This is a genomic window from [Mycobacterium] fortunisiensis, assembly GCF_019050325.1.
In the GTDB taxonomy this organism is placed as follows: Bacteria; Actinomycetota; Actinomycetes; order Mycobacteriales; family Mycobacteriaceae; genus Mycobacterium; species Mycobacterium fortunisiensis.
Genome location: NZ_VOMB01000024.1, coordinates 190,759 through 209,604, shown reverse-complemented (window position 1 = coordinate 209,604; position 18,846 = coordinate 190,759). Strand labels below are relative to the sequence as shown.

At 69.5% G+C, this 18,846-nt stretch carries 19 protein-coding genes; 13 read left to right on the top strand and 6 right to left on the bottom strand.

Annotation, left to right across the window (positions count from 1 at the left end; translation table 11 throughout):
- Positions 1–163: 163 nt before the first annotated feature.
- A complete protein-coding gene (locus tag FR943_RS23265; RefSeq protein WP_217160626.1) occupies positions 164–919 on the bottom strand; it encodes an SDR family oxidoreductase in 756 nt (251 codons plus the stop codon).
- 190 nt (positions 920–1,109) lie between these two features.
- Between FR943_RS23265 and FR943_RS23260 the strand changes: the two genes are divergently transcribed.
- The 10 genes from FR943_RS23260 to FR943_RS23215 all read left to right on the top strand — a co-directional run bounded on the left by FR943_RS23260 (position 1,110) and on the right by FR943_RS23215 (position 10,979).
- Positions 1,110–2,471, top strand: coding sequence for an ROK family transcriptional regulator (locus FR943_RS23260; RefSeq protein WP_372448230.1), 1,362 nt, complete (start codon positions 1,110–1,112; stop codon positions 2,469–2,471).
- A 10-nt stretch (positions 2,472–2,481) separates the two neighbouring features.
- A complete protein-coding gene (mshA, locus tag FR943_RS23255) occupies positions 2,482–3,786 on the top strand; it encodes a D-inositol-3-phosphate glycosyltransferase (protein ID WP_217160625.1) in 1,305 nt (434 codons plus the stop codon).
- Positions 3,783–4,322: a type III secretion system chaperone family protein gene (locus tag FR943_RS23250; protein WP_217160624.1), complete on the top strand. Its 540-nt coding sequence runs from the start codon at positions 3,783–3,785 to the stop codon at positions 4,320–4,322. The genes mshA and FR943_RS23250 overlap by 4 nt, the downstream gene beginning before the upstream one ends.
- 23 nt (positions 4,323–4,345) lie before the next feature.
- On the top strand, positions 4,346–5,089 hold the full coding sequence (locus FR943_RS23245; RefSeq protein WP_218046093.1) for a phosphoglyceromutase: 744 nt from the start codon (positions 4,346–4,348) through the stop codon (positions 5,087–5,089).
- 209 nt (positions 5,090–5,298) lie between these two features.
- The gene (locus FR943_RS23240) at positions 5,299–6,486 is read left to right on the top strand and encodes a sensor histidine kinase (protein WP_217160622.1); all 1,188 of its coding nucleotides are present in this window, start codon (positions 5,299–5,301) and stop codon (positions 6,484–6,486) included.
- Positions 6,487–6,494: 8 nt separating this feature from the next.
- A complete protein-coding gene (gene regX, locus FR943_RS23235; RefSeq protein WP_217160621.1) occupies positions 6,495–7,181 on the top strand; it encodes a winged helix-turn-helix domain-containing protein in 687 nt (228 codons plus the stop codon).
- Positions 7,182–7,277: 96 nt separating this feature from the next.
- A complete protein-coding gene (locus tag FR943_RS23230) occupies positions 7,278–8,519 on the top strand; it encodes a methyltransferase domain-containing protein (protein WP_217160620.1) in 1,242 nt (413 codons plus the stop codon).
- Positions 8,516–9,298 (top strand): glycosyltransferase family protein, encoded by a 783-nt coding sequence (locus FR943_RS23225; protein WP_217160619.1) that lies wholly within the window; start codon positions 8,516–8,518, stop codon positions 9,296–9,298. The genes FR943_RS23230 and FR943_RS23225 overlap by 4 nt, the downstream gene beginning before the upstream one ends.
- On the top strand, positions 9,295–9,954 hold the full coding sequence (locus FR943_RS23220) for a PIG-L deacetylase family protein (RefSeq protein ID WP_217160648.1): 660 nt from the start codon (positions 9,295–9,297) through the stop codon (positions 9,952–9,954). The genes FR943_RS23225 and FR943_RS23220 overlap by 4 nt, the downstream gene beginning before the upstream one ends.
- Positions 9,951–10,979 (top strand): NAD-dependent epimerase/dehydratase family protein, encoded by a 1,029-nt coding sequence (locus FR943_RS23215; protein WP_217160618.1) that lies wholly within the window; start codon positions 9,951–9,953, stop codon positions 10,977–10,979. Before FR943_RS23220 ends, FR943_RS23215 begins: the two co-directional genes overlap by 4 nt.
- On the opposite strand, the gene FR943_RS23210 is transcribed toward FR943_RS23215, so the two are convergent.
- A complete protein-coding gene (locus FR943_RS23210; protein ID WP_217160617.1) occupies positions 10,963–11,517 on the bottom strand; it encodes a dTDP-4-dehydrorhamnose 3,5-epimerase family protein in 555 nt (184 codons plus the stop codon). The two genes, FR943_RS23215 and FR943_RS23210, sit on opposite strands and share 17 nt — an antisense overlap.
- Positions 11,518–11,531: 14 nt before the next feature.
- Here FR943_RS23210 and FR943_RS23205 point away from each other — a divergent pair, with 14 nt between their 5' ends.
- Complete coding sequence (locus FR943_RS23205; RefSeq protein ID WP_217160616.1) at positions 11,532–12,611, top strand: methyltransferase domain-containing protein; 1,080 nt, start codon at positions 11,532–11,534, stop codon at positions 12,609–12,611.
- Positions 12,608–13,189, top strand: coding sequence for a GNAT family N-acetyltransferase (locus tag FR943_RS23200; RefSeq protein ID WP_217160615.1), 582 nt, complete (start codon positions 12,608–12,610; stop codon positions 13,187–13,189). Before FR943_RS23205 ends, FR943_RS23200 begins: the two co-directional genes overlap by 4 nt.
- Here FR943_RS23200 and FR943_RS23195 read toward each other — a convergent pair.
- Genes FR943_RS23195 through FR943_RS23185 form a run of 3 tightly spaced genes read right to left on the bottom strand, consistent with a single transcriptional unit; the run spans position 13,176 to position 16,811 of the window.
- Positions 13,176–14,804 (bottom strand): DUF4832 domain-containing protein, encoded by a 1,629-nt coding sequence (locus FR943_RS23195; RefSeq protein ID WP_217160614.1) that lies wholly within the window; start codon positions 14,802–14,804, stop codon positions 13,176–13,178. The two genes, FR943_RS23200 and FR943_RS23195, sit on opposite strands and share 14 nt — an antisense overlap.
- Complete coding sequence (locus FR943_RS23190; protein ID WP_217160613.1) at positions 14,801–16,147, bottom strand: O-antigen ligase family protein; 1,347 nt, start codon at positions 16,145–16,147, stop codon at positions 14,801–14,803. The genes FR943_RS23195 and FR943_RS23190 overlap by 4 nt, the downstream gene beginning before the upstream one ends.
- The gene (locus tag FR943_RS23185; RefSeq protein WP_217160612.1) at positions 16,134–16,811 is read right to left on the bottom strand and encodes a hypothetical protein; all 678 of its coding nucleotides are present in this window, start codon (positions 16,809–16,811) and stop codon (positions 16,134–16,136) included. Before FR943_RS23185 ends, FR943_RS23190 begins: the two co-directional genes overlap by 14 nt.
- A 177-nt stretch (positions 16,812–16,988) precedes the next feature.
- Here FR943_RS23185 and FR943_RS23180 point away from each other — a divergent pair, with 177 nt between their 5' ends.
- Entirely contained in the window at positions 16,989–17,813 is an 825-nt protein-coding gene (locus tag FR943_RS23180; RefSeq protein WP_217160611.1) for a WecB/TagA/CpsF family glycosyltransferase, read from the top strand.
- Here FR943_RS23180 and FR943_RS23175 read toward each other — a convergent pair.
- Positions 17,769–18,827, bottom strand: a complete 1,059-nt coding sequence (locus FR943_RS23175) for a glycosyltransferase family 4 protein (protein WP_217160610.1) — start codon at positions 18,825–18,827, stop codon at positions 17,769–17,771. The two genes, FR943_RS23180 and FR943_RS23175, sit on opposite strands and share 45 nt — an antisense overlap.
- Between the last annotated feature and the right edge of the window lie 19 nt (positions 18,828–18,846).

Below are 18,846 nucleotides of genomic sequence, written 5' to 3'. Positions count from 1 at the left end.
TCTCAGCGGCGCGCGGCGAGGGCATCACCCACCCTAACAAGAGCGAGCGAATTAATGACTCAGGACACTAGAACTCTTTGCGCCGAGAGTGACGCCGGGGTCGTTGTGGCATCACGCCCACGACCCCTGCGTCACTCTCGCATCGTTATTTCCGGCTGCGGTGCTAATCGTTCAGCCTCCGGCTGAAGCGCCCGTGCGGCGCCTGGTCCCGCGGCCGGATCACGATCTGGTCGAGGTTGACGTGCGACGGCCGGGCCGCGACGAACCCGATCACCTCGGCGACGTCCTCGGCGATCAGCGGCGTGATGCCCCGGTACACGTTGTCGGCGCGCTCCTGGTCGCCGTCGAAGCGCACCAGGGAGAACTCCGTCTCCACCGCGCCGGGCGCAATCTCGGTGAGCCGCACCGGTTTTCCGAGCAGTTCGCCGCGCAGCGTGCGGTGCAGCGCACCCTGGCCGTGTTTGGCGGCGGTGTAGCCCGAGCCGCCATCATAGGTTTCGAACGCCGCGATCGAGGTGACGGTGACGATCAGGCCGTCGCCGGAGGCGATCAGCTTGGGCAGCAGCGCCCGCGACACCCGCAACGTGCCCAACACGTTGGTCTCCCACATCCACTGCCAATGGTCGAGGTCGGCGTCGAGCACCGACTCCAGTCCCTTGGCCCCGCCGGCGTTGTTGACCAGCACATCCACCCGGCCCAACTGGGCGGCCAGAGCATCGACGGCGGCCTGATCGGTGACGTCCGCCACAATCGCGGTGCCGCCGATCTCGGTGGCCAGGGCCTCGATCCGGTCGGCCCGGCGGGCCACGCAGACCACGTGAAAACCCTGGGTGGCAAGGGTTTTGGCGGTTGCCGCGCCGATACCCGCACTGGCGCCGGTCACCACGGCGACTCGTTTTTCTGACTGAGAAGTCGTCATTCCACCAACATTAGATGGCGTGCTAAATTCTCCGTGTGTCTCGGAGTTCTCAGGCTGCCCTCGTGCGGCGTGCGTGTTGTTGTCGCGCACCCCGCCGCGCCTGAAGCGAGCCCGGACACCGTTTCTGTCCCAGCTGAGTCGCCAGGTGTGGTTCCGCCCCACCCGCCGACACTCAGTAAGGACCCTTCACGTGACCACCGCCGTCGCCGCTCCCGTTCGTAAGACCACCGGCACCTCCGCCCGTGCCATTTCCGGCAACCTCGCCCGCTCGGGCCGGGCACCGTCGCCCGCCGCCGCGCGGTTCCCGCAGTCGCGGCTGCTGCACATCGTCGCCCCCGCGCTCAAGGTGCCCGACGCCGCGCCGGCCTCGGTGTTCAGCGCGGTCCGCACCCGCGGCCCGATCGCCCGTGACGCGATTGCCCAACTCACCGGGCTGAGCATCGCCACCGTCAACCGCCAGGTCACCGCGCTGTTGGAAGCCGGGGTGTTGCGGGAGCGGGCCGATCTCGCCGTCTCCGGGGCCATCGGCCGGCCCCGGGTTCCCGTCGAGGTGAACCACGAGCCCTACTTGACCGTGGGCATCCACATCGGGGCCCGCGCCACCAGCATCGTGGCCACCGACCTGTTCGGCCGCACCCTCGACGTGGTCGAGACGCCGACGCCGTCGGGATCTCAGTCCGCGGCGCTGGCGACCCTGGCCTCCAGCGCCCGTCGCTACCTGAGCCGCTGGCACCGACGCCGCCCGCTGTGGGTCGGCATCGCCTCCGGTGGAGTGGTGGACAGCGCCACCGGATACCTCGACCACCCGCGGCTGGGCTGGGCCGACGCCCCGGTGGGTCCGGTGCTCGGCGAAGCCCTCGGGCTGCCGGTGTCGGTGGCCTCGCACGTGGACGCGATGGCCGGAGCCGAGCTGCTGTTGGGCGGACGCCGGCACAGCGCCGATGCCGCCGGCACCCAGGCCAAGACCAGCCTCTACGTCTACGCCCGCGAGACCGTCGGCTACGCGCTGTCCATCGACGGCCGGGTGCACACCCCGGCGAGCGGGCCCGGCACCATCGCCGGGCTGCCCGCACAGTCCGAATTATTGGGTGGCTCAGGGCAATTGGAGTCCACCGTGAGCGACGAGGCGGTGCTCAACGCCGCCCGCAGGCTGCGCATCATCCCGGCCGAGGGGCCGTCCTCGACGGTGTCGGGGGTGCTGCGGGCGGCCCGCAACGGCAACGACAAGGCCGTCGAGCTGTTGGCCGACCGGGCCCGGGTACTCGGCGAGGCCGTGGCGTTGCTGCGCGATCTGCTCAACCCCGACGAGCTGGTTCTCGGCGGGCAGGCCTTCACCGAGTACCCCGAGGGCATGTCCGTCGTCGAAGAGGCCGTGACCCGGCGCTCGGTGCTGGGCCCCCGCGACATCCGGCCGACGGCGTTCGGCAACCGGGTCCAGGAGGTCAGCGCGGGCATCGTGTCGCTGGGCGGCCTGTACGCCGACCCGATCGGGGCCATGCGGCGGGCGCAAACCCGCCGGTCCGCGAGCGGGGCAGGCGTGGCGGCGGTGTAGACATGACGGTGTGCGTCTAGCCACGGACCTCGAAACCCCCCGCCGGGTTGCGGTGCTATCCGTCCATACCTCGCCGCTGGCGCAGCCGGGGACGGGTGATGCCGGCGGGATGAACGTCTACGTGCTGCAGACCGCGCTACAGCTGGCCCGCCGCGGTGTCGAGGTGGAAGTGTTCACCCGGGCCACCTCGTCCTCGGATGCCCCGGTGGTGCCGGTGGCCCCCGGGGTGCTGGTGCGCAATGTGGTGGCCGGGCCGTTCGAGGGCCTCGACAAATACGATCTGCCCACCCAGCTGTGCGCGTTCACCGCCGGGGTGCTGCGGGCCGAGGCCACCCACGAACCCGGCTACTACGACGTCGTGCACTCGCACTACTGGCTGTCCGGTCAGGTCGGCTGGCTGGCCCGCGACCGTTGGGCGGTGCCGCTGGTGCACACCGCACACACCCTGGCCGCGGTGAAGAACGCCGCGCTGGCCGAGGGTGATGCGCCCGAACCGCTGCTGCGCGCGGTGGGGGAGCAGCAGGTGGTCGACGAGGCCGACCGGCTCATCGTCAACACCGAACACGAAGCCCACCAACTTGTTTCGCTGCACCACGCCGATCCGGAGCGGATCGACGTCGTGCATCCCGGCGTGGATCTCGAGGCGTTCACCCCGGGAGACCGGGATGCCGCCCGGGCCGTGCTGGGCATCGCCCCCGACGAACGCGTGGTCGCCTTCGTCGGCCGGATCCAGCCGCTCAAGGCGCCCGACGTGCTGTTGCGGGCCGCCGCCAAGCTGCCCGGGCTGCGCGTGCTGGTCGCCGGCGGGCCGTCGGGCAGCGGCCTGGCCGAACCCGACACCCTGGTTCGCCTGGCCGACGAACTGGGTATCACCGACCGGGTGACATTCCTGCCCCCGCAGTCCCGTGACCAACTGGTCAACGTGTACCGCGCGGCCGATCTGGTGGCCGTGCCCAGCTACTCCGAATCCTTCGGTCTGGTCGCCATCGAGGCCCAGGCTTGCGGCACGCCGGTGGTGGCCGCGGCGGTCGGCGGTCTGCCGGTCGCCGTCGCCGACGGGGTCAGCGGGGCCCTGGTGAACGGCCACGACGTCGATGACTGGGCCGCCGCGATCGACACCGTGCTGCAGCGCGATCCCGGTCCGCTGCGGGTGGCCGCGGCCGCGCACGCCGCGCAATTCTCCTGGGCACACACCGTCGATGCCCTACTGAACAGCTACGCGCACGCGATGAGCGACTACCGCTCCCGGCACCGCCGGCCGGCCGGTCGCCGTCCCGGGCGCCGGTTCGCGTTGCGCCGGGGGGTGCGGTTGTGACGGGCACCAGCGTCGAACAGATCATCACCGAGGCCCTCGACGAGCACGGGCTCGTCTACCACCACCACGACGGCGGTGACCGCAGCCTGCCCGGCATCGTCGTCGAACTGCCCGGTGAGCGTCGGCTCATCACCAACACGATCCTGAGCATCGGTGAGCATTCGGTGCGGGTCGAGGCGTTCGTCTGCCGCAAACCCGACGAGAACTTCGAGGGCGTCTACCGGTTCCTGCTCAAGCGCAACCGCCGCCTCTACGGCGTGGCCTACACGCTCGACAACGTCGGCGACATCTATCTCGTCGGCCGGATGGCGCTGGCCACGGTGAGTGCCGACGAGATCGACCGGGTGCTGGGCCAGGTGCTCGAAGCCGTCGACTCCGACTTCAACACCCTGCTGGAGCTGGGCTTCCGCTCCTCCATCCAGAAGGAATGGGAGTGGCGGATCTCCCGTGGCGAGTCGCTGAAGAACCTCAAGGCTTTTGAACATTTGATAGAAGAGCCCTCGAACGAGCGTCCGAACGGCACCGGCGACGCCTGAGTCGCTATGACAGGATGAGCGTCATGCCGACGCTGATCCTGCTCCGCCACGGTGAGAGCGACTGGAACCAGAAGAACTTGTTCACCGGGTGGGTCGATGTCGACCTCACCGAGAAGGGCCGCACCGAGGCGGTCCGCGGCGGCAAGCTGCTGGTCGAAAACGAGGTGCTGCCCGACGTGGTCTACACCTCGCTGCTGCGTCGCGCGATCACCACGGCCAACCTGGCGCTGGACGCGGCCGACCGGCACTGGATCCCGGTGCACCGCGATTGGCGGCTCAACGAGCGCCACTATGGCGCGCTGCAGGGCCTGGACAAGGCCGCCACCAAGGAGCGCTACGGCGAAGAGCAGTTCATGGCGTGGCGGCGCAGCTATGACACCCCGCCCCCGCCGATCGAGAAGGGCAGCGAGTTCAGCCAGGATGCCGACCCTCGCTACGCCGACATCGACGGCGGCCCGCTCACCGAATGCCTCAAGGACGTGGTGGCCCGGTTCGTGCCGTACTACGAGGCCACGATCGTGCCCGACCTGGCGGCCGGCAAGACCGTGCTGATCGCCGCGCACGGCAACTCGCTGCGGGCCCTGGTCAAATACCTCGACGGAATGTCCGACGAGGAGGTCGTCGGCCTGAACATCCCGACCGGCATCCCGCTGCGCTACGAGCTCGACGACAACCTCAAGCCGCTGGTGGCCGGGGGGGAATACCTCGACCCCGAGGCAGCTGCCGCCGGTGCCGCGGCCGTCGCCGCGCAGGGAGCCAAGAAGTAGGTTTGCCGCATCTCGTACGCCGCGTACCCCGCGTTTCGCCGAAACCGCATTCCAGCAGGCCGCCACTCGCACTTTCCCTGCCGGAATGCGGTTTCGGCGGTTGTACCCGGGGTTAACTCCGGCCGAACACCTGTATTTGTCGGTGTGACTTGTCCCGATTTGGCCGCTCGTTGCACCGCTGACGTTCACCGGGTGCGTACGATTTTCGCGTGAGCTTGGTGTCGGCGTTACTGCTGACGGCGGTCGTGTCGTTGCTCGCGCTGATCGTCGGTGCGGGCGTGGCCTCGGTGGTCGCGCCCCGCGTCGTCGCCAACCGGCGGCGGCGGGAGGCCGACCGGGCCGGCATGACGGTGTCGCAGATGTTGCAGCACATCGTGGCCGTGTCGCCCAACGGCATCGTCGTGGTCGACACCTTCAACGACGTGGTCTACGCCAACGACCAGGCCGGCGAGCTCGGCATCGTGCGCGACCGGCTGCTCGACGACCGGGCCTGGCGCGCCGCCGAGCAGGTGTTCGCCACCGGCCAGCCGGTCGAGGTCGACCTGTCGCCGCGCAAACTCACCCGCCCGGGCCGTTCGGGCCTGTCGGTGCGCGGCTGGGTGCGGCCGCTGTCGGCCGAGGACCGTCGTTTCGCCGTGGTCTACGCCGACGACCAGTCTGAGCACGCCCGGATGGAGGCCACCCGCCGGGACTTCGTGGCCAACGTGAGTCATGAGCTCAAGACCCCGGTGGGCGCGATGCGGGTGCTGGCCGAGGCGCTGCAGGCCTCCGCCGACGATCCCGACATGGTGCACCGCTTCGCCGACAAGATGGTGGCCGAATCGCAGCGGTTGGCCGACATGGTCGGGGAGCTGATCGAACTGTCCCGGCTGCAGGGCGCCGAGCGGCTGCCCGACCTGGGGGCCGTCGACGTCGACACCGTGGTGTCCGAGGCCCTGTCGCGGCACAAGGTGGCCGCCGACAAGGCCGACATCTCGATCACCACCGACGCTCCGACCGGCTTTCGGGTGCTGGGCGACGCGACCTTGCTCGTCACCGCCATCGCCAATCTGGTGTCCAACGCAATTGCGTACTCGCCCAATGGATCTGGCATATCCATCAGCCGCCGCCGGCGGGGCGGCAGCGTCGAGATCGCCGTCACTGACCGCGGGATCGGAATCGCCAAGGCCGATCAGGAACGGGTCTTCGAGCGGTTCTTCCGGGTCGACAAGGCCCGCTCGCGCGCCACCGGCGGCACCGGCCTGGGCCTGGCGATCGTCAAACATGTGGCCGCCAACCACAACGGAACCATCCGGCTGTGGAGTCAGCCGGGCACCGGGTCGACGTTCACGTTGTCGATCCCGGCCTATCCCGAAACCGATGAGTCAACCGATGACTCAGACGACCGAGAGGATTAGCGAGACCGATGACCAGCGTGTTGATCGTTGAGGACGAGGAGTCGCTGGCCGATCCCCTGGCATTCCTGCTGCGCAAGGAGGGCTTTGAGGCCACCGTGGTGGGCGACGGACCTTCTGCACTGGCCGAATTCGAGCGCTCCGGCGCCGACATCGTCCTGCTGGACCTGATGCTGCCCGGGATGAGCGGTACCGACGTCTGCAAGCAACTGCGGGCCCGATCCAGCGTGCCGGTGATCATGGTCACCGCGCGCGACAGTGAGATCGACAAGGTTGTCGGGCTCGAGTTGGGCGCCGATGACTATGTCACCAAGCCGTATTCGGCGCGCGAGCTGATCGCGCGGATCCGGGCGGTGCTGCGCCGTGGCGCCGACACCGACGACAACGGCATCGGCGACGGCGTGCTGGAGGCCGGGCCGGTGCGGATGGACGTGGAACGGCACGTCGTGAGCGTCAACGGGGAGCAGATCACGTTGCCGCTCAAGGAATTCGACCTGCTGGAATACCTGATGCGCAACAGTGGCCGGGTGCTCACCCGCGGCCAGCTGATCGACCGGGTGTGGGGCGCGGACTATGTCGGCGACACCAAAACCCTTGATGTGCACGTCAAGCGGCTGCGGTCCAAGATCGAGTCCGACCCGGCCAACCCGGTGCACCTGGTGACGGTGCGCGGCCTGGGTTACAAGCTGGAGGGCTGAGCCGGCCGGTGTCTAGGCGGGGTGCCCGGCAACCCGGGTGCGGTTAGCTGACCCCTACCCCGTGCGCAGTATTTGACGGAAGCGTAAAGTCTGCGTGTGCGGTGTCGGCTGTGTGGATCAGAACGTCTGCTGAGCGTGCTCGACCTCGGCGCCACGCCGCCGTGCGAGAAGCTGCTCTCGGCGGCCGAACTGGATCTGCCCGAGCAAACATATCCGCTGAATCTGCGGCTGTGTGAAGACTGCCTGCTGCTGCAGATCCCGGCGCTCATCACACCCGAGGACACGTTCACCGAGTACGCCTACTTCTCGTCGTACTCCGATTCCTGGGTGGAGCACGCCCGCACCTTTGTCGCCGCGGCGCTGGAGCGGCTCGGCCTCGGTGCCGACGCGTTCGTCGTCGAAGTCGCCAGCAACGACGGGTATCTGCTGCAGCACGTCGTCGCCGCCGGGCTGCGGTGTCTGGGCATCGAACCGTCGGTCAACGTCTCCGCGGCCGCCCGGGAACGCGGCATCCCCACCCTGACCGAATTCCTCGACGAACCGACGGCGGCGACGGTGCGCACCGCACACGGGGCGGCCGATCTGGTGGTCGCCAACAACGTCTACGCCCACATCCCCGATCTGCTGGGCTTCACCCGGGCGCTGCGCGCCCTGGTGGCCGACGACGGCTGGGTGTCCGTCGAGGTCCACCACGCCGGCAACCTGGTGCAGTTCGCCCAGTTCGACACCGTCTACCACGAACACTTCCAGTACTACTCGGTGGCGTCGGCGAGCCGGGCCCTGGCCACCGCGGGTCTGACCGTCGTCGACGTCGAGGCCATCGGTACCCACGGTGGCTCAATCCGGTTGTGGGCCAGGCCGGATGCGGTGGCCGGACCGCCGTCGGCGCGGATGGCCGAGCTGTTGGCCGCCGAGGAACGCGCCGGGCTGCACGACGTCAGCGGGTATGCCGATCTGCAGCGGCGCGCCGACACGCTGCGCCAGGATCTGCTGCGTCTGCTGCTCGACTACCGGCGGGCCGGCAAGCGGGTGGTGGCCTACGGCGCCCCCGGCAAGGGCAACACCCTGCTGAACTACTGCGGTATCCGCCCCGACCTCGTCGAGTACACCGTGGACCGCAACCCGTACAAGCACGGCAAGTTCACCCCGGGGGCGCGCCTCCCGATCCACCCGGTGGAGCGCATCGACAAGGACCGCCCCGAGGTGATCCTGGTGTTGCCGTGGAACCTGGAGGCTGAGCTCACCGCACAGCTGGCCGGCACCGGCGAATGGGGCGCCCAACTGGTCTACCCACTGCCGGAACTGCACGTGGTGGTAGCGGGAGGGACGTCGTCATGAAGGTCGTACTGTTCTGCGGTGGGTACGGGATGCGGATGCGCAACGGTGCCGACGACCTGATCCCCAAGCCGATGCAGATGATCGGCAATCGGCCGCTGATCTGGCACGTGATGCGCTACTACGCGCACTTCGGGCACACGGACTTCATCCTGTGCCTGGGCTACGGGGCCGCCGCCATCAAGAACTACTTCCTGGCCTATCAGGAGGCGCTGTCCAACGACTTCGTCATTCGCGACGGGCAGGTCGAGCTACTGCAGTCCGACATCAGCGACTGGTCCATCACGTTCGTCGACACCGGCACCGAGTCGCCGATCGGTGAGCGGTTGCGCCGGGTCAGCCGGTTCGTCGCCGACGACGAGTACTTCCTGGCCAACTACGCCGACGTGCTGACCGACGCACCGATGAACGACATCATCGCCGAGGTCAGGGCCAACGGTGCCGCGGCGTCGATGCTGGTGGTCCCGCCACAGTCCTCGTTCCACTGCCTGGAGCTGTCGGATTCCGGTGTGGTCAGCGGGATCAGCGCGGTGTCGCAGCTGCCGATCTGGGAGAACGGCGGCTTCTTCGTGCTGTCCCGTGCGGTGCTGGATCTGCTGACCGAGGACTGCGATCTGGTCGAGGACGTGTGCGCCAAACTGGCCGCCGACGGCCTCCTGTACGGCTACAAGCACCTCGGTTTCTGGAAGCCGGCCGACACGTTCAAGGAACGCGCCGACCTGGATGCGGCCTATCAGCGCGGCGAGGCGCCGTGGATGCTGTGGGAGAACCGGGCTTCGTGATCGGGCTGCACACTCCCGGAATCGACGAGATCGCGGTGCTGGGCGCGCATTGCGACGACATCGCGATCGGGATGGGCGCCACGCTGCTGACGCTCGCGCGGGCCCGGCCGGGGCTGCGGGTGCACGCCCTGGTGCTGTCCGGAGCCGGCGGGGTGCGAGAGGCCGAGGAACGGGCCGCGCTGAGCGCATTCTGCCCGGGCGCCACCGTGGCGCTGCGGGTGCTCGATGTCCCCGATGGCATGGCCCCGGCCCATTGGGGGCGAATCAAGGCTGAACTCAACGCTTTTCGGCAGAGTTGCGGGCCCGATCTGGTGTTCGCCCCGCACCGCCGCGACGCCCACCAGGACCACCGGATGCTCGCCGAACTGGTCCCGACGGAGTTTCGCGACCAGCTGATCCTGGGCTACGAGATCCTCAAGTGGGAGACCGATACCCCCGCGCCGGCGCTGTTCCACCCGCTCGACGCCGATGTCGCGCACGAGAAGGTGCGGCTGCTGCGCGAGCACTATCCGTCCCAGGCCGGCCGGGACTGGTTCGACGACGCGGCGTTCCTGGGTCTGTCACGGCTGCGCGGCGTGCAGTGCCGCAGCGCGCACGCCGAAGCGTTCGTGCTCGAGAAGGCCATTGTCGGTTTCACGGAAAGGGTTGGGGCGTGAAGGTTCTCGTCACCGGACACCAGGGTTATCTCGGCACGGTACTGGTGCCGATACTGCAGCAGGCCGGGCACCACGTGGTCGGCCTGGACACCGGCTACTTCGCCGACTGCACGCTGGGGCCGCTGCCCGCCGAACCGCCGGGTCTGAACCTCGACCTGCGCGACGTGACGGCCGCCCAGCTCACCGGGTTCGACGCCGTGATCCATCTGGCCGCCCTGTCCAACGACCCGCTGGGCGCGCTCGAGCCCGACGTCACCTTCGACATCAACCACCGCGCCTCGGTGCGGCTGGCACAGCTGGCGCGCGACGCCGGGGTGCGCCGGTTCCTGTACGCCTCCACCTGTTCGGTGTACGGCGCGGCCGGCGACGGCCTGGTCGACGAGCAGGCACCGCTGCGGCCGCTCACCCCCTACGCGATCAGCAAGGTGCGCGTCGAAGACGACGTGGCCGCCCTGGCCGGTCCCGGCTTCGTGCCGGTATTCCTGCGTAACGCCACGGCTTTCGGGTTCTCCGGACGCCTGCGGGCCGACATCGTACTCAACAACCTGGTCGGCCACGCCGTGCTCACCGGGGTGGTGCGGGTGCTGTCCGACGGCACACCGTGGCGCCCGCTGGTCCACGCCTCCGACATCGCCGAGGCATTTCTGCTCTGCCTGACCGCGCCCGCCGCGGTGGTGTCGGCCCGCGCCTACAACATCGGGTCGGAGGTCAACAATGTGACAGTGGCCGAGATCGCCGACGACGTGGTGCGTGCCGTCCCCGGTTCCGCCCTCGCGATCACCGGCGAGACCGGCCCCGACCCCCGGTCCTACCGCGTCGATTTCGGCAGGGCCAGAGGCGAACTCGGCTTCGAGGCCAAACGCACCGTGGCCGACGGTGCCGCCGAGCTCTACGCCGCCTACACCGAACACGGCCTGACCCGTCAGGATTTCGAGCGCAGGTTCACCCGGCTGGCCCGGTTACGGCAACTGCGCGACGACGCGGCCGTGGATACCCAGTTGCGGCGCGTCAGTGCAGTTGCGTGATCAGCCCGGCCCAGCTGCCCGCGGTGGTGTCGCGCTCGGATATCACAGTCACCGGCAACGGCCATCGGATCGCCAGGTCCGGGTCGTCATGGGCGACGGCGACGTCCTCGGCCGGGTCGTGCCCACGGTCGATGCGGTAGCACACGTCCGCGGTGCGGGTCAGCGCCTGGAAACCGTGCAGCAACCCGGGCGGCACGTACAGGTGCCGAAAGTCGTTGTCGTCGAGCAGGAACGACTCGTGCTGACCGAACGTGGCCGAGCCCGGCCTGGCGTCGACCAGGACGTCGTGCACCGCGCCGTTGGCGCACCGCACCAATTTGGCCTCGCCACGACCACGCCGCCCGTGCAGCCCGCGGATCACCCCGCGCCCCGAACGGGACTGCGAATCCTGGACGAACGTCGCTGCGGCACCGGGCACCCCGAGCCAGTCGTCGAAGATCGCGGCATCGAACGTCCGGGTGAACAGGCCGCGCTCGTCGCGGTGTGGATCCGGGACGAACACCGCCACCCCGGCGAGACGCGATGGCTCGATACGCACAGGGTCATGCTGCCATGAGCGGCTGCCGGGGGTGTGGCGGGCGGCGCCGGCAGCGGGTGCTCGATCTCGGCACGGTCCCGGCCGCCGACCACTTTCCCTCGGCGACGGAGCCGATCGGGGCCGGGGAGGTCGCGCACCGGCTGGCCATGGAGCTGTGCGCCGATTGCGGGCTGGCGCAACTGGCCGAGGACGACACGGTGACCGCCGAACCCCGCGGAGTGGAGCCCCAGGCCCTGCGAAACCAGGCGGCCGACGCGGTGGCACGGGTGGCCGACGCCGGCTGGCTGACCGGAAAGACGGTGCGAGAGTTCGGCAGCCCGCACGGTGGCAGTTGGCTCGGACTACTGGCCGAACGTGGATTCAGCGTCGGGCCCGCCGCCACCGCAACGGCCGACGTGGTCCTCGACTGCTTCGGCATCATGCACGAACCCGACCAGCGATCGGCGTTCGCCGAACGGGCCACCGCCACCGCCGACGACGGAGTGCTGCTCCTGCAGTACCACACCTTGGCCGCAATCGTGGCCGGCCGGCAGTGGAATGCGTTGCGGCACGGACATTTCGCCTACTACTCGGCGGCCGCGCTGGACCGATTGCTGGCGGCCGCCGGGATGACCGTGGTCCAGACCTGGCATTTCGACCTGTACGGCGGCACCGAGTTGGTGGCCGCCGTACACGCGCCGGAACGAGGCGCGCGCCGCGCCGTCCGTCCCGCCGGCCCCGAGACCGAACAGCTGCGCCACGGCGCGTTGCAGCGGGCCGCCGAAACCCAGGTCCGGCGGCTACGCGAGTGGCTGGCGGCCCGGCGCCACGACGGGCTGCGGGTGTACGGCTACGGCGCTGCGTCGCGGGCCGTGGCCCTGTTCGCGCTGGCCGGGCTGGATCGGGGGCTGCTCGCCGCGGTCGCCGACGCCGCACCGGCCAAACACGGACGGCGCATGCCGGGCACCGATATCCCGGTCATCTCGCCCGAACACCTCGTCGCCGCCGAGCCCGACCTGGTGCTGCTCACGCTCGCCGAGCTGTCCGACGAGGTCGCCGCTGACCTGCCGCAGTTGGCCGGGCGCTGGGTGCTGCTCGATAGCCTGTGGGAATGACAGCGAAACCGACGCTTTCCGGCGTGACGTCGGCGGGTATCCCGGTGACGCTGCGACCGCCACGGTTCTCCGATGCCGCCGCATGGCGGGCGGTGCGCCTGGCGAACCAGGACTGCATCGAGCCGTATTGGGACCATTCCCCGCAGAGCTGGCCGGAACGCCACACGGTGGGTGCCTGGCTGCGCGAGTGCCTCAAGGCGCGTCGACGCATGCGCCGCGGAGCGGGCCTGCACTTTGTGATCGTCGTCGAGGGCCGGCTGGCCGGCCAGTGCGACGCCTGGATCGACAGGTTCCACGGCCGCAGCGAACTGGGACTGTGGGTGGATTCGCGACAGCACGGTCGCGGGGTGGCCGCTGCCGCCGGTCGGCTGATCGTCGCGCAGCTGTTCGCCGAGCCGGGAATCGAACGGATCGCCGCCCCCATCGCGACCGGCAACACCGCGACCACCCAGGTGGCGCAGCGGGTCGGGTTCGTCCGCGAAGGGGTGCTGCGCCAGTACATGGCGATCGGCAGTGGGCAGCGGCACGACCACGAGCTGTGGAGCCTGACCCGTGACGACTGGCTCAGCGGACCGTGAATGCGGTGACCGGGTAGCGGCCGTCGGCGTCGCGTCCGTCCTGCGCCAGGTTCATCGGCGGAAAGTCCACCCGCGCTGTGGCGTTCGGCTTGTGCTCAGCCCACACCACCTGGGCCCGCACTTCGTAGCGCCCGCGGGGCAGACCGGGATCCACCGGCACGGTGTCCACTTCCGAGGCCGCGGCCGGCTCGGCGGTGACATCGGTGAAGCTCTGGTCGGCGACGAGACCGCGTAGCTCGGTGCCTGCGGTCAGGGTGCGCACCACCTGCCCCGACGACGAGACGATGTCATACCGCGGGTGCCAGCGTTCGTACACCGGCGCCGAGCCGAAGTTGGTCCAGCGCAGCCTCAGATTGAACGGCTGCCCTGCCGGGACGGGCCCGGCCTGCGGCTCGGCAGTCACCGCGTAGCGGTAGCCGCTGAACTTGTTGGCCTTCACCCACACCGCATACTGGTCGGCCGGCATCGGAAAAGCGTTGAGCTGACCGGGAAATCCGGTGCTCGATGTCATCGAGACATGCCGGTTCACCACATCGCGCAGGCCGGTGGTGTAGTAGTCCATGATGCCCGTCGGCGGTGGGTTGGGAATCCACTCGGTGACCACCGGTGCCGTGCGGTACCGGTTGAGCACCACGTTGACGATCGGATCGCGAATCTGGACATACCGCGAGTACTGATTGCCGGCCCAGGTGGGGATCGGGTCGAAGGCGCCGAGCCCGTCAGCCCGGATCCCCACCGGCTTTCGGCGCCCCCGCAGCAACGGGCTGTCCCGGAACAGTTGCTTGGTGATCTCGGGATTGCCGGTGGCGGTCACCAGCGCGGTGTTGGGGAAGGCCCGCAGGTTCGCGTTCACCAGCACGGTGATCGAGTCCTTGGTGATGTACTGGTCGCGGTACTGGCTGAAATAGCCGAGGGCTGACTGGCTGCGCTCCGGGGCCGGGCCCGGACTGCCGAGGACGTCGCGCAGGAAAGCCACGTGGTTCTCGCTGAAATCGCCGTAGCCGGACATCTCGACCACGGCGAGCCGTTCGTCACGGTCGTAGCGCCGCCCCAGGGCGGCAAGGAGATCGGTGAAGTACGACAGGTAGGCCTTGTTGTTCCAGTCCGGTATCACGTACCTGACCCCGTCATGCCGGTAACTGCGAGTGGTGCCGGCCAGGCTGGGCAGCCAGTCCGGCACCGAGATGTCCGTGGCGTCGGGGTAGCTGGTCTCGCAGCACGAATTGAACGCGGTGACACGGAATCCCACCCGGCGACCGGCTTTGTGTGCCGCCGCCAGCGCCCGATCGATCAGGCTGAAATCGTACTTGACGTGGTCGGGGGCATTTTTCGGCAGCTTGCGGGGGTCGCGCGGTTGCAGTGTGCGCCAGTCGATCCGCAGGCTGACATCAGCGGTGCCGGGCCAGCGTGGATGGTCCCGCTGCGCCGGGTCGGCCTGCGGGAACAGCGGCGTCGCCAGGTTCTCGTACTGCCCGCGCAACGGGTTGACCAGGTCGGCCGCGGAGAACGGGATAATCGTGGTCTGCCAACTGGTTTCGCGCACCGGCGGCCCAGATCCGCAACCGGCCAGCACCGTACCGACGAGGAGCACGGCACCGAAAAACCTTGCGTTCACCCGGCCCATGATGGTTGTCCGCCTCCTGATGAGCTCACGGGCTGCCGACGCAGCCGCCACACCACCGTCGACAGCGCGATGAGAATCCAGGTGACCGTCCAGATCTGGATGAAGCCGCTGACATCGAGGATCACGGCGATCACGGCCAGCGCGGCCAGCGATCCGCTGACCGCACTCGCCAGTTCTGCGACGAGCGGGTCCGCGGCCGCCGAGGCCCGCAGGGCCAACAGGAGTGCGACGCCGACCAGCAGGACGAAGCTCACCAAGCCGAACGCCCCGGTCTCCATCAGGCGCGAGAGGTACTGATTGTCCAGTACCGGCTGACGATATGCCGGGTACATCCCGGTGCCCTGTCCGATCCAGAAGTGGTCCCGGTAGTGGCTCGCGACATAGGCCGCCCCCACACCGCGCGACGCGATGGACGAGTCGGTGGTGACGGTGGTGAACGACTGGACGAGCGCGGAAAAGACCTGGAGTTGGGCCAGCGCCCCGACCCCGATCGCGGCCGCCGCGGCGAGCAGCAGCGCGGCGAAACGCTGGACCGGCCACCGCCACGCCATCACCACCAGGGCCGCGGTCAGGCCCACGATCGCCGACCGGGACACCGTCGTCAGCGCACCGCCGGCCATCAGGGCGGTACACAGGATCCACGGCCAGGTTCGTTGGCCTTTCGCCCGGGCGCACACCACGACGGCCAGGCCCAGCGGAATGATCACCGTCAGCACCCCGGCCAGCTCGAGCGGATGCCCCGCGCTGCCCTGCGGGCGTTCGACACCACCCCTGGCCAGATTGGTGACCAGCACGAAATCGCTTGCCTTCAAACCCGGAAGGATGAACATCGGCGCCGGGTCGATGCCGGCGACCAGTTTCACGATCGCGAAGGCGGCCGACAGCGCGCCGCCCAGCACCAGCCCCTTGAGCAGCAGCAGCACCTGGTCGCCGGTGGTGATCATGACGACGATCGCGATCACCATCGCGCTCAGGGTGAGATCGCCGAAGATGTAGCGGTCGGCGAAGACGATGCCGCGCGGCACCGTGCCGCGGCTCATCGCCGCGCCGTAGGACACCAACGACGCGGTCAGGTAGGCCAGCGTCGCCAGGATCAGCCAGCGGTTCGCGATCGGGGATCTGCTGCCCGCCCGGCCGAACAGCACCCAGGCCGGCGCGGCGAGGTAGAGCAGGAACTGGCCGAGGCTGAGCCCGAATGTGAGTGGCACCGTGAAGGTTTGACGCATCCCCAGTAGAAAGAATCCCCCGGCGCCCAGGATGAGTGGTCCGATCAGGTCACGGCGCGGCGCCGCGGCGTGCGTTGCCGCCGGTGCGCTCAGGTCAAGGTTGGGCATGGTCGTCGGCGGGGGAGTCGGTGAGCGGTTCGCCGGCCGGTTTCTCGGCTGGGTCGGGGGCAGGTTCGGGGGCCGGACGCCCGCGGCTGCGCTGGACGATCTCCCGCGTCGCGTCGACGAGCAGCAACACCATCAGGCCGGCGAGGACCGCGCCGAGCGCGTATGTGGCGGCGGCGCGGGCCCCGCTCGTCGGCATCTGGACGGCGTCGGTCGGTTCCACAGACGGAATGAGCAACGCGTTGTTGACCACGGGCACAGCCGAATCGAGCTGGATCTGGTTCAGGCAGGTGCGGGCGTATTCGACGACGGCGGCGGCCGCCTGCCGGGCGGCATCCGGATCGGGGCCCTCGGCCACGATCACCAGCTGAGGCGACAGCTGTGCGTAGAGCGACGCGTCGCCGTATGTGGTGGTGACGGTGAAGTCGCCGGTCCCGCCGGCCTCGGCGGCGGCACGGTGTCCGCCGTCGCTCTGGATTGCCGTGGCCACCACGGCGGCCAGTTGTGCCATGTCGTTGTTGAGGTTGATCAACGGGTTCAGGCCGGCGTCGGGGGATCCGCTGCCGGGCGGTATCACGACCGCCACCGCGGTCGACTGGTACCTCGACGCCGTCGAGGACAGCCCGAAGTAGCCGGCGACGGCCGCAACGATTGCCAGCAGCGTCATGGCAACCGGTCGCGCCAGGAGCGACCGGAGAAACTGGGCGACGTTCAAAGACAATCCCTGCGGGTGAGGTCTGCGGTTGTGAACCGTTTCCGGGCGATATTAACTATCACGGCAATAACTGCAACAGCGATGTGGTACTGATTCGCTGAATCTGGCGACCGAGAAAGGCAGCCAACGTTGCTGACACTCCCCGTCCGGCCGCGCATGCGGGTCGGTAGCACCTCGGTTACCCGGTTGTCTGCGGACGAGGTCGTTGCTCTGGTGCGCCGCCGCCTCACCGCCCCGGCGGCGTCGCCGTTGGCGATCGGCTCGGTGAATCTCGACCACGTGCACCATTTCCGGGCCGGCCGAGCCGAGGTGGCCGGCGGGCCGCAGTGGGTGTGGGTGGCCGACGGGGCTCCGGTGGCCTGGCGCGGCTCTCGACTTGTCGGTGCGCCCTGGCCCCGGGTGACCGGAGCCGACCTGCTCGAGCCGCTGCTGGATGCGTGCGTGCAGCACCGCGTGCCCGTCGGCTTCCTCGGTGGCCGGCCCGACACCCACCGGCGGCTGGCCCAGGTATGGGCCCAGCGGTATCCGACTGCGGAACCGGCCTGGTTCTGGTCACCGAGTCGTGGTGACGTCGAGTGTCCGCTGAAGTCGGCAGAGTTGGCCGGGCAGGTCCGCACCGCCGGGGTGCGCACTCTGGTCGTGGGACTGGGCAAACCACGACAGGAGCTCTGGATCGATCGGCACGCGGCGCGAACCGGTGCCGACGTGGTGCTGGCCTTCGGCGCGGCGGCGGATTTCCTTGCCGGAGTGGTGAATCGAGCCCCCGGCGGCTACCAGCGCCTGGGCCTGGAGTGGTTGTACAGGTTGTGTCAGGAGCCGCGCCGGCTCGCGCGCCGCTACCTGGTGCACGGGCTTCCGGCGCTCCTGAGACTGCGCAACGCGGTGCTGGATACCGGGGGTGCGACGGTGTCACACCGCCCGGACCAGAGCGGCCAAGTTGGCGACCATGCGTGAGGAGGTGAACCGCTCGCGAGCCCGGATCGCCGCTGCGGCACCCATTTCCGCCCGCCGGGCCGGGTCGGACAGTAATTCCCCGATCGCCGCGGCGAACGCGTCGACATCGTCGGGCGGTACCAGCAGGCCGGTGACGCCGTGCTCCACATAGGCGTCCACCCCCGGGTTGGCGGTCATCACCAGCGGGCGGCCACTGGCCATCGCCTCCAGCGCCACCGTGAGACCCGAACCGCTGACGGTCGGCTTCAGCGCGACGGCCACCACGCCGGCCCGCCGGTAGAGATCGCGCATCTTGCCGTCGAGCCGGCCGCGGTACAACGTGCCGAGGTCCTCGGGCAGCCGCACCGGCAGGTCGGTCGCCAACTCCAGGCGGATGCCGGGATACCTGCTGCGCAACCGCGATACCGCGGCGACCAGAAGCGGGTGGTCGCGGTAGCGGTCCTCACCCGCGCCGGCGACGACGGTTGTCCCCGGTTCGGGTCCGGGCTGGACCGAGTAGAAGTCGGTGTCGATGCCGAGCGGCACATAGTGCAGTCGCGACCGCGGCACACCCCACTCCCGGTGCAGGATTCCCAGCACCGGTTCGCACTGGGTGAACACCGACGCGGCGCGCCGCACCGCCCGCTGGGCGAAGGCACCGTGCAGACGCGGGGCGGCACCGCGGTGGGTCAGCCAGCCGATCCCGAGCACCGTGGGCCGGTGCCCGGTGGCGTGCAGCAATGTGGCCGGCACCCCGGTGCGTTCGTCGTACGCCAGCACCACGTCGGCCCGGCGCCTGTCCCCGGCCGTCAGCAGCCCTTCGACCAACTCGAGCCCACAGGTGCGGTACCGCACCGACGCCGCCACGCGTTCGGTGATCCGGCCCGGGGCAACCTCTCCGAAGGTGACGTCGACGCCGTGGTCGGCGAGCCTGTGCAGGCCGTACGGTGACGCGTCCGGCACCTCGCCGCGGCGGTGCCGCTCGGCCCACGCGGTGGCGGAAAGACCCTGTGGCAAAGGTATGTACGCGCGCATCTGTCCCCGGTTCCAGAGT

What these genes read in the sequence shown, in the direction of transcription:
- regX (WP_217160621.1), top strand. Translation starts at nt 6,495, where the DNA reads ATGACCAGCGTGTTGATCGTTGAGGACGAGGAGTCGCTGGCCGATCCC.
- FR943_RS23185 (WP_217160612.1), bottom strand. Translation starts at nt 16,811, where the DNA reads ATGACGCTGCTGGCAATCGTTGCGGCCGTCGCCGGCTACTTCGGGCTG.
- FR943_RS23245 (WP_218046093.1), top strand. Translation starts at nt 4,346, where the DNA reads ATGCCGACGCTGATCCTGCTCCGCCACGGTGAGAGCGACTGGAACCAG.
- FR943_RS23190 (WP_217160613.1), bottom strand. Translation starts at nt 16,147, where the DNA reads ATGCCCAACCTTGACCTGAGCGCACCGGCGGCAACGCACGCCGCGGCG.
- FR943_RS23225 (WP_217160619.1), top strand. Translation starts at nt 8,516, where the DNA reads ATGAAGGTCGTACTGTTCTGCGGTGGGTACGGGATGCGGATGCGCAAC.
- FR943_RS23200 (WP_217160615.1), top strand. Translation starts at nt 12,608, where the DNA reads ATGACAGCGAAACCGACGCTTTCCGGCGTGACGTCGGCGGGTATCCCG.
- FR943_RS23205 (WP_217160616.1), top strand. Translation starts at nt 11,532, where the DNA reads ATGAGCGGCTGCCGGGGGTGTGGCGGGCGGCGCCGGCAGCGGGTGCTC.
- FR943_RS23175 (WP_217160610.1), bottom strand. Translation starts at nt 18,827, where the DNA reads ATGCGCGCGTACATACCTTTGCCACAGGGTCTTTCCGCCACCGCGTGG.
- FR943_RS23265 (WP_217160626.1), bottom strand. Translation starts at nt 919, where the DNA reads ATGACGACTTCTCAGTCAGAAAAACGAGTCGCCGTGGTGACCGGCGCC.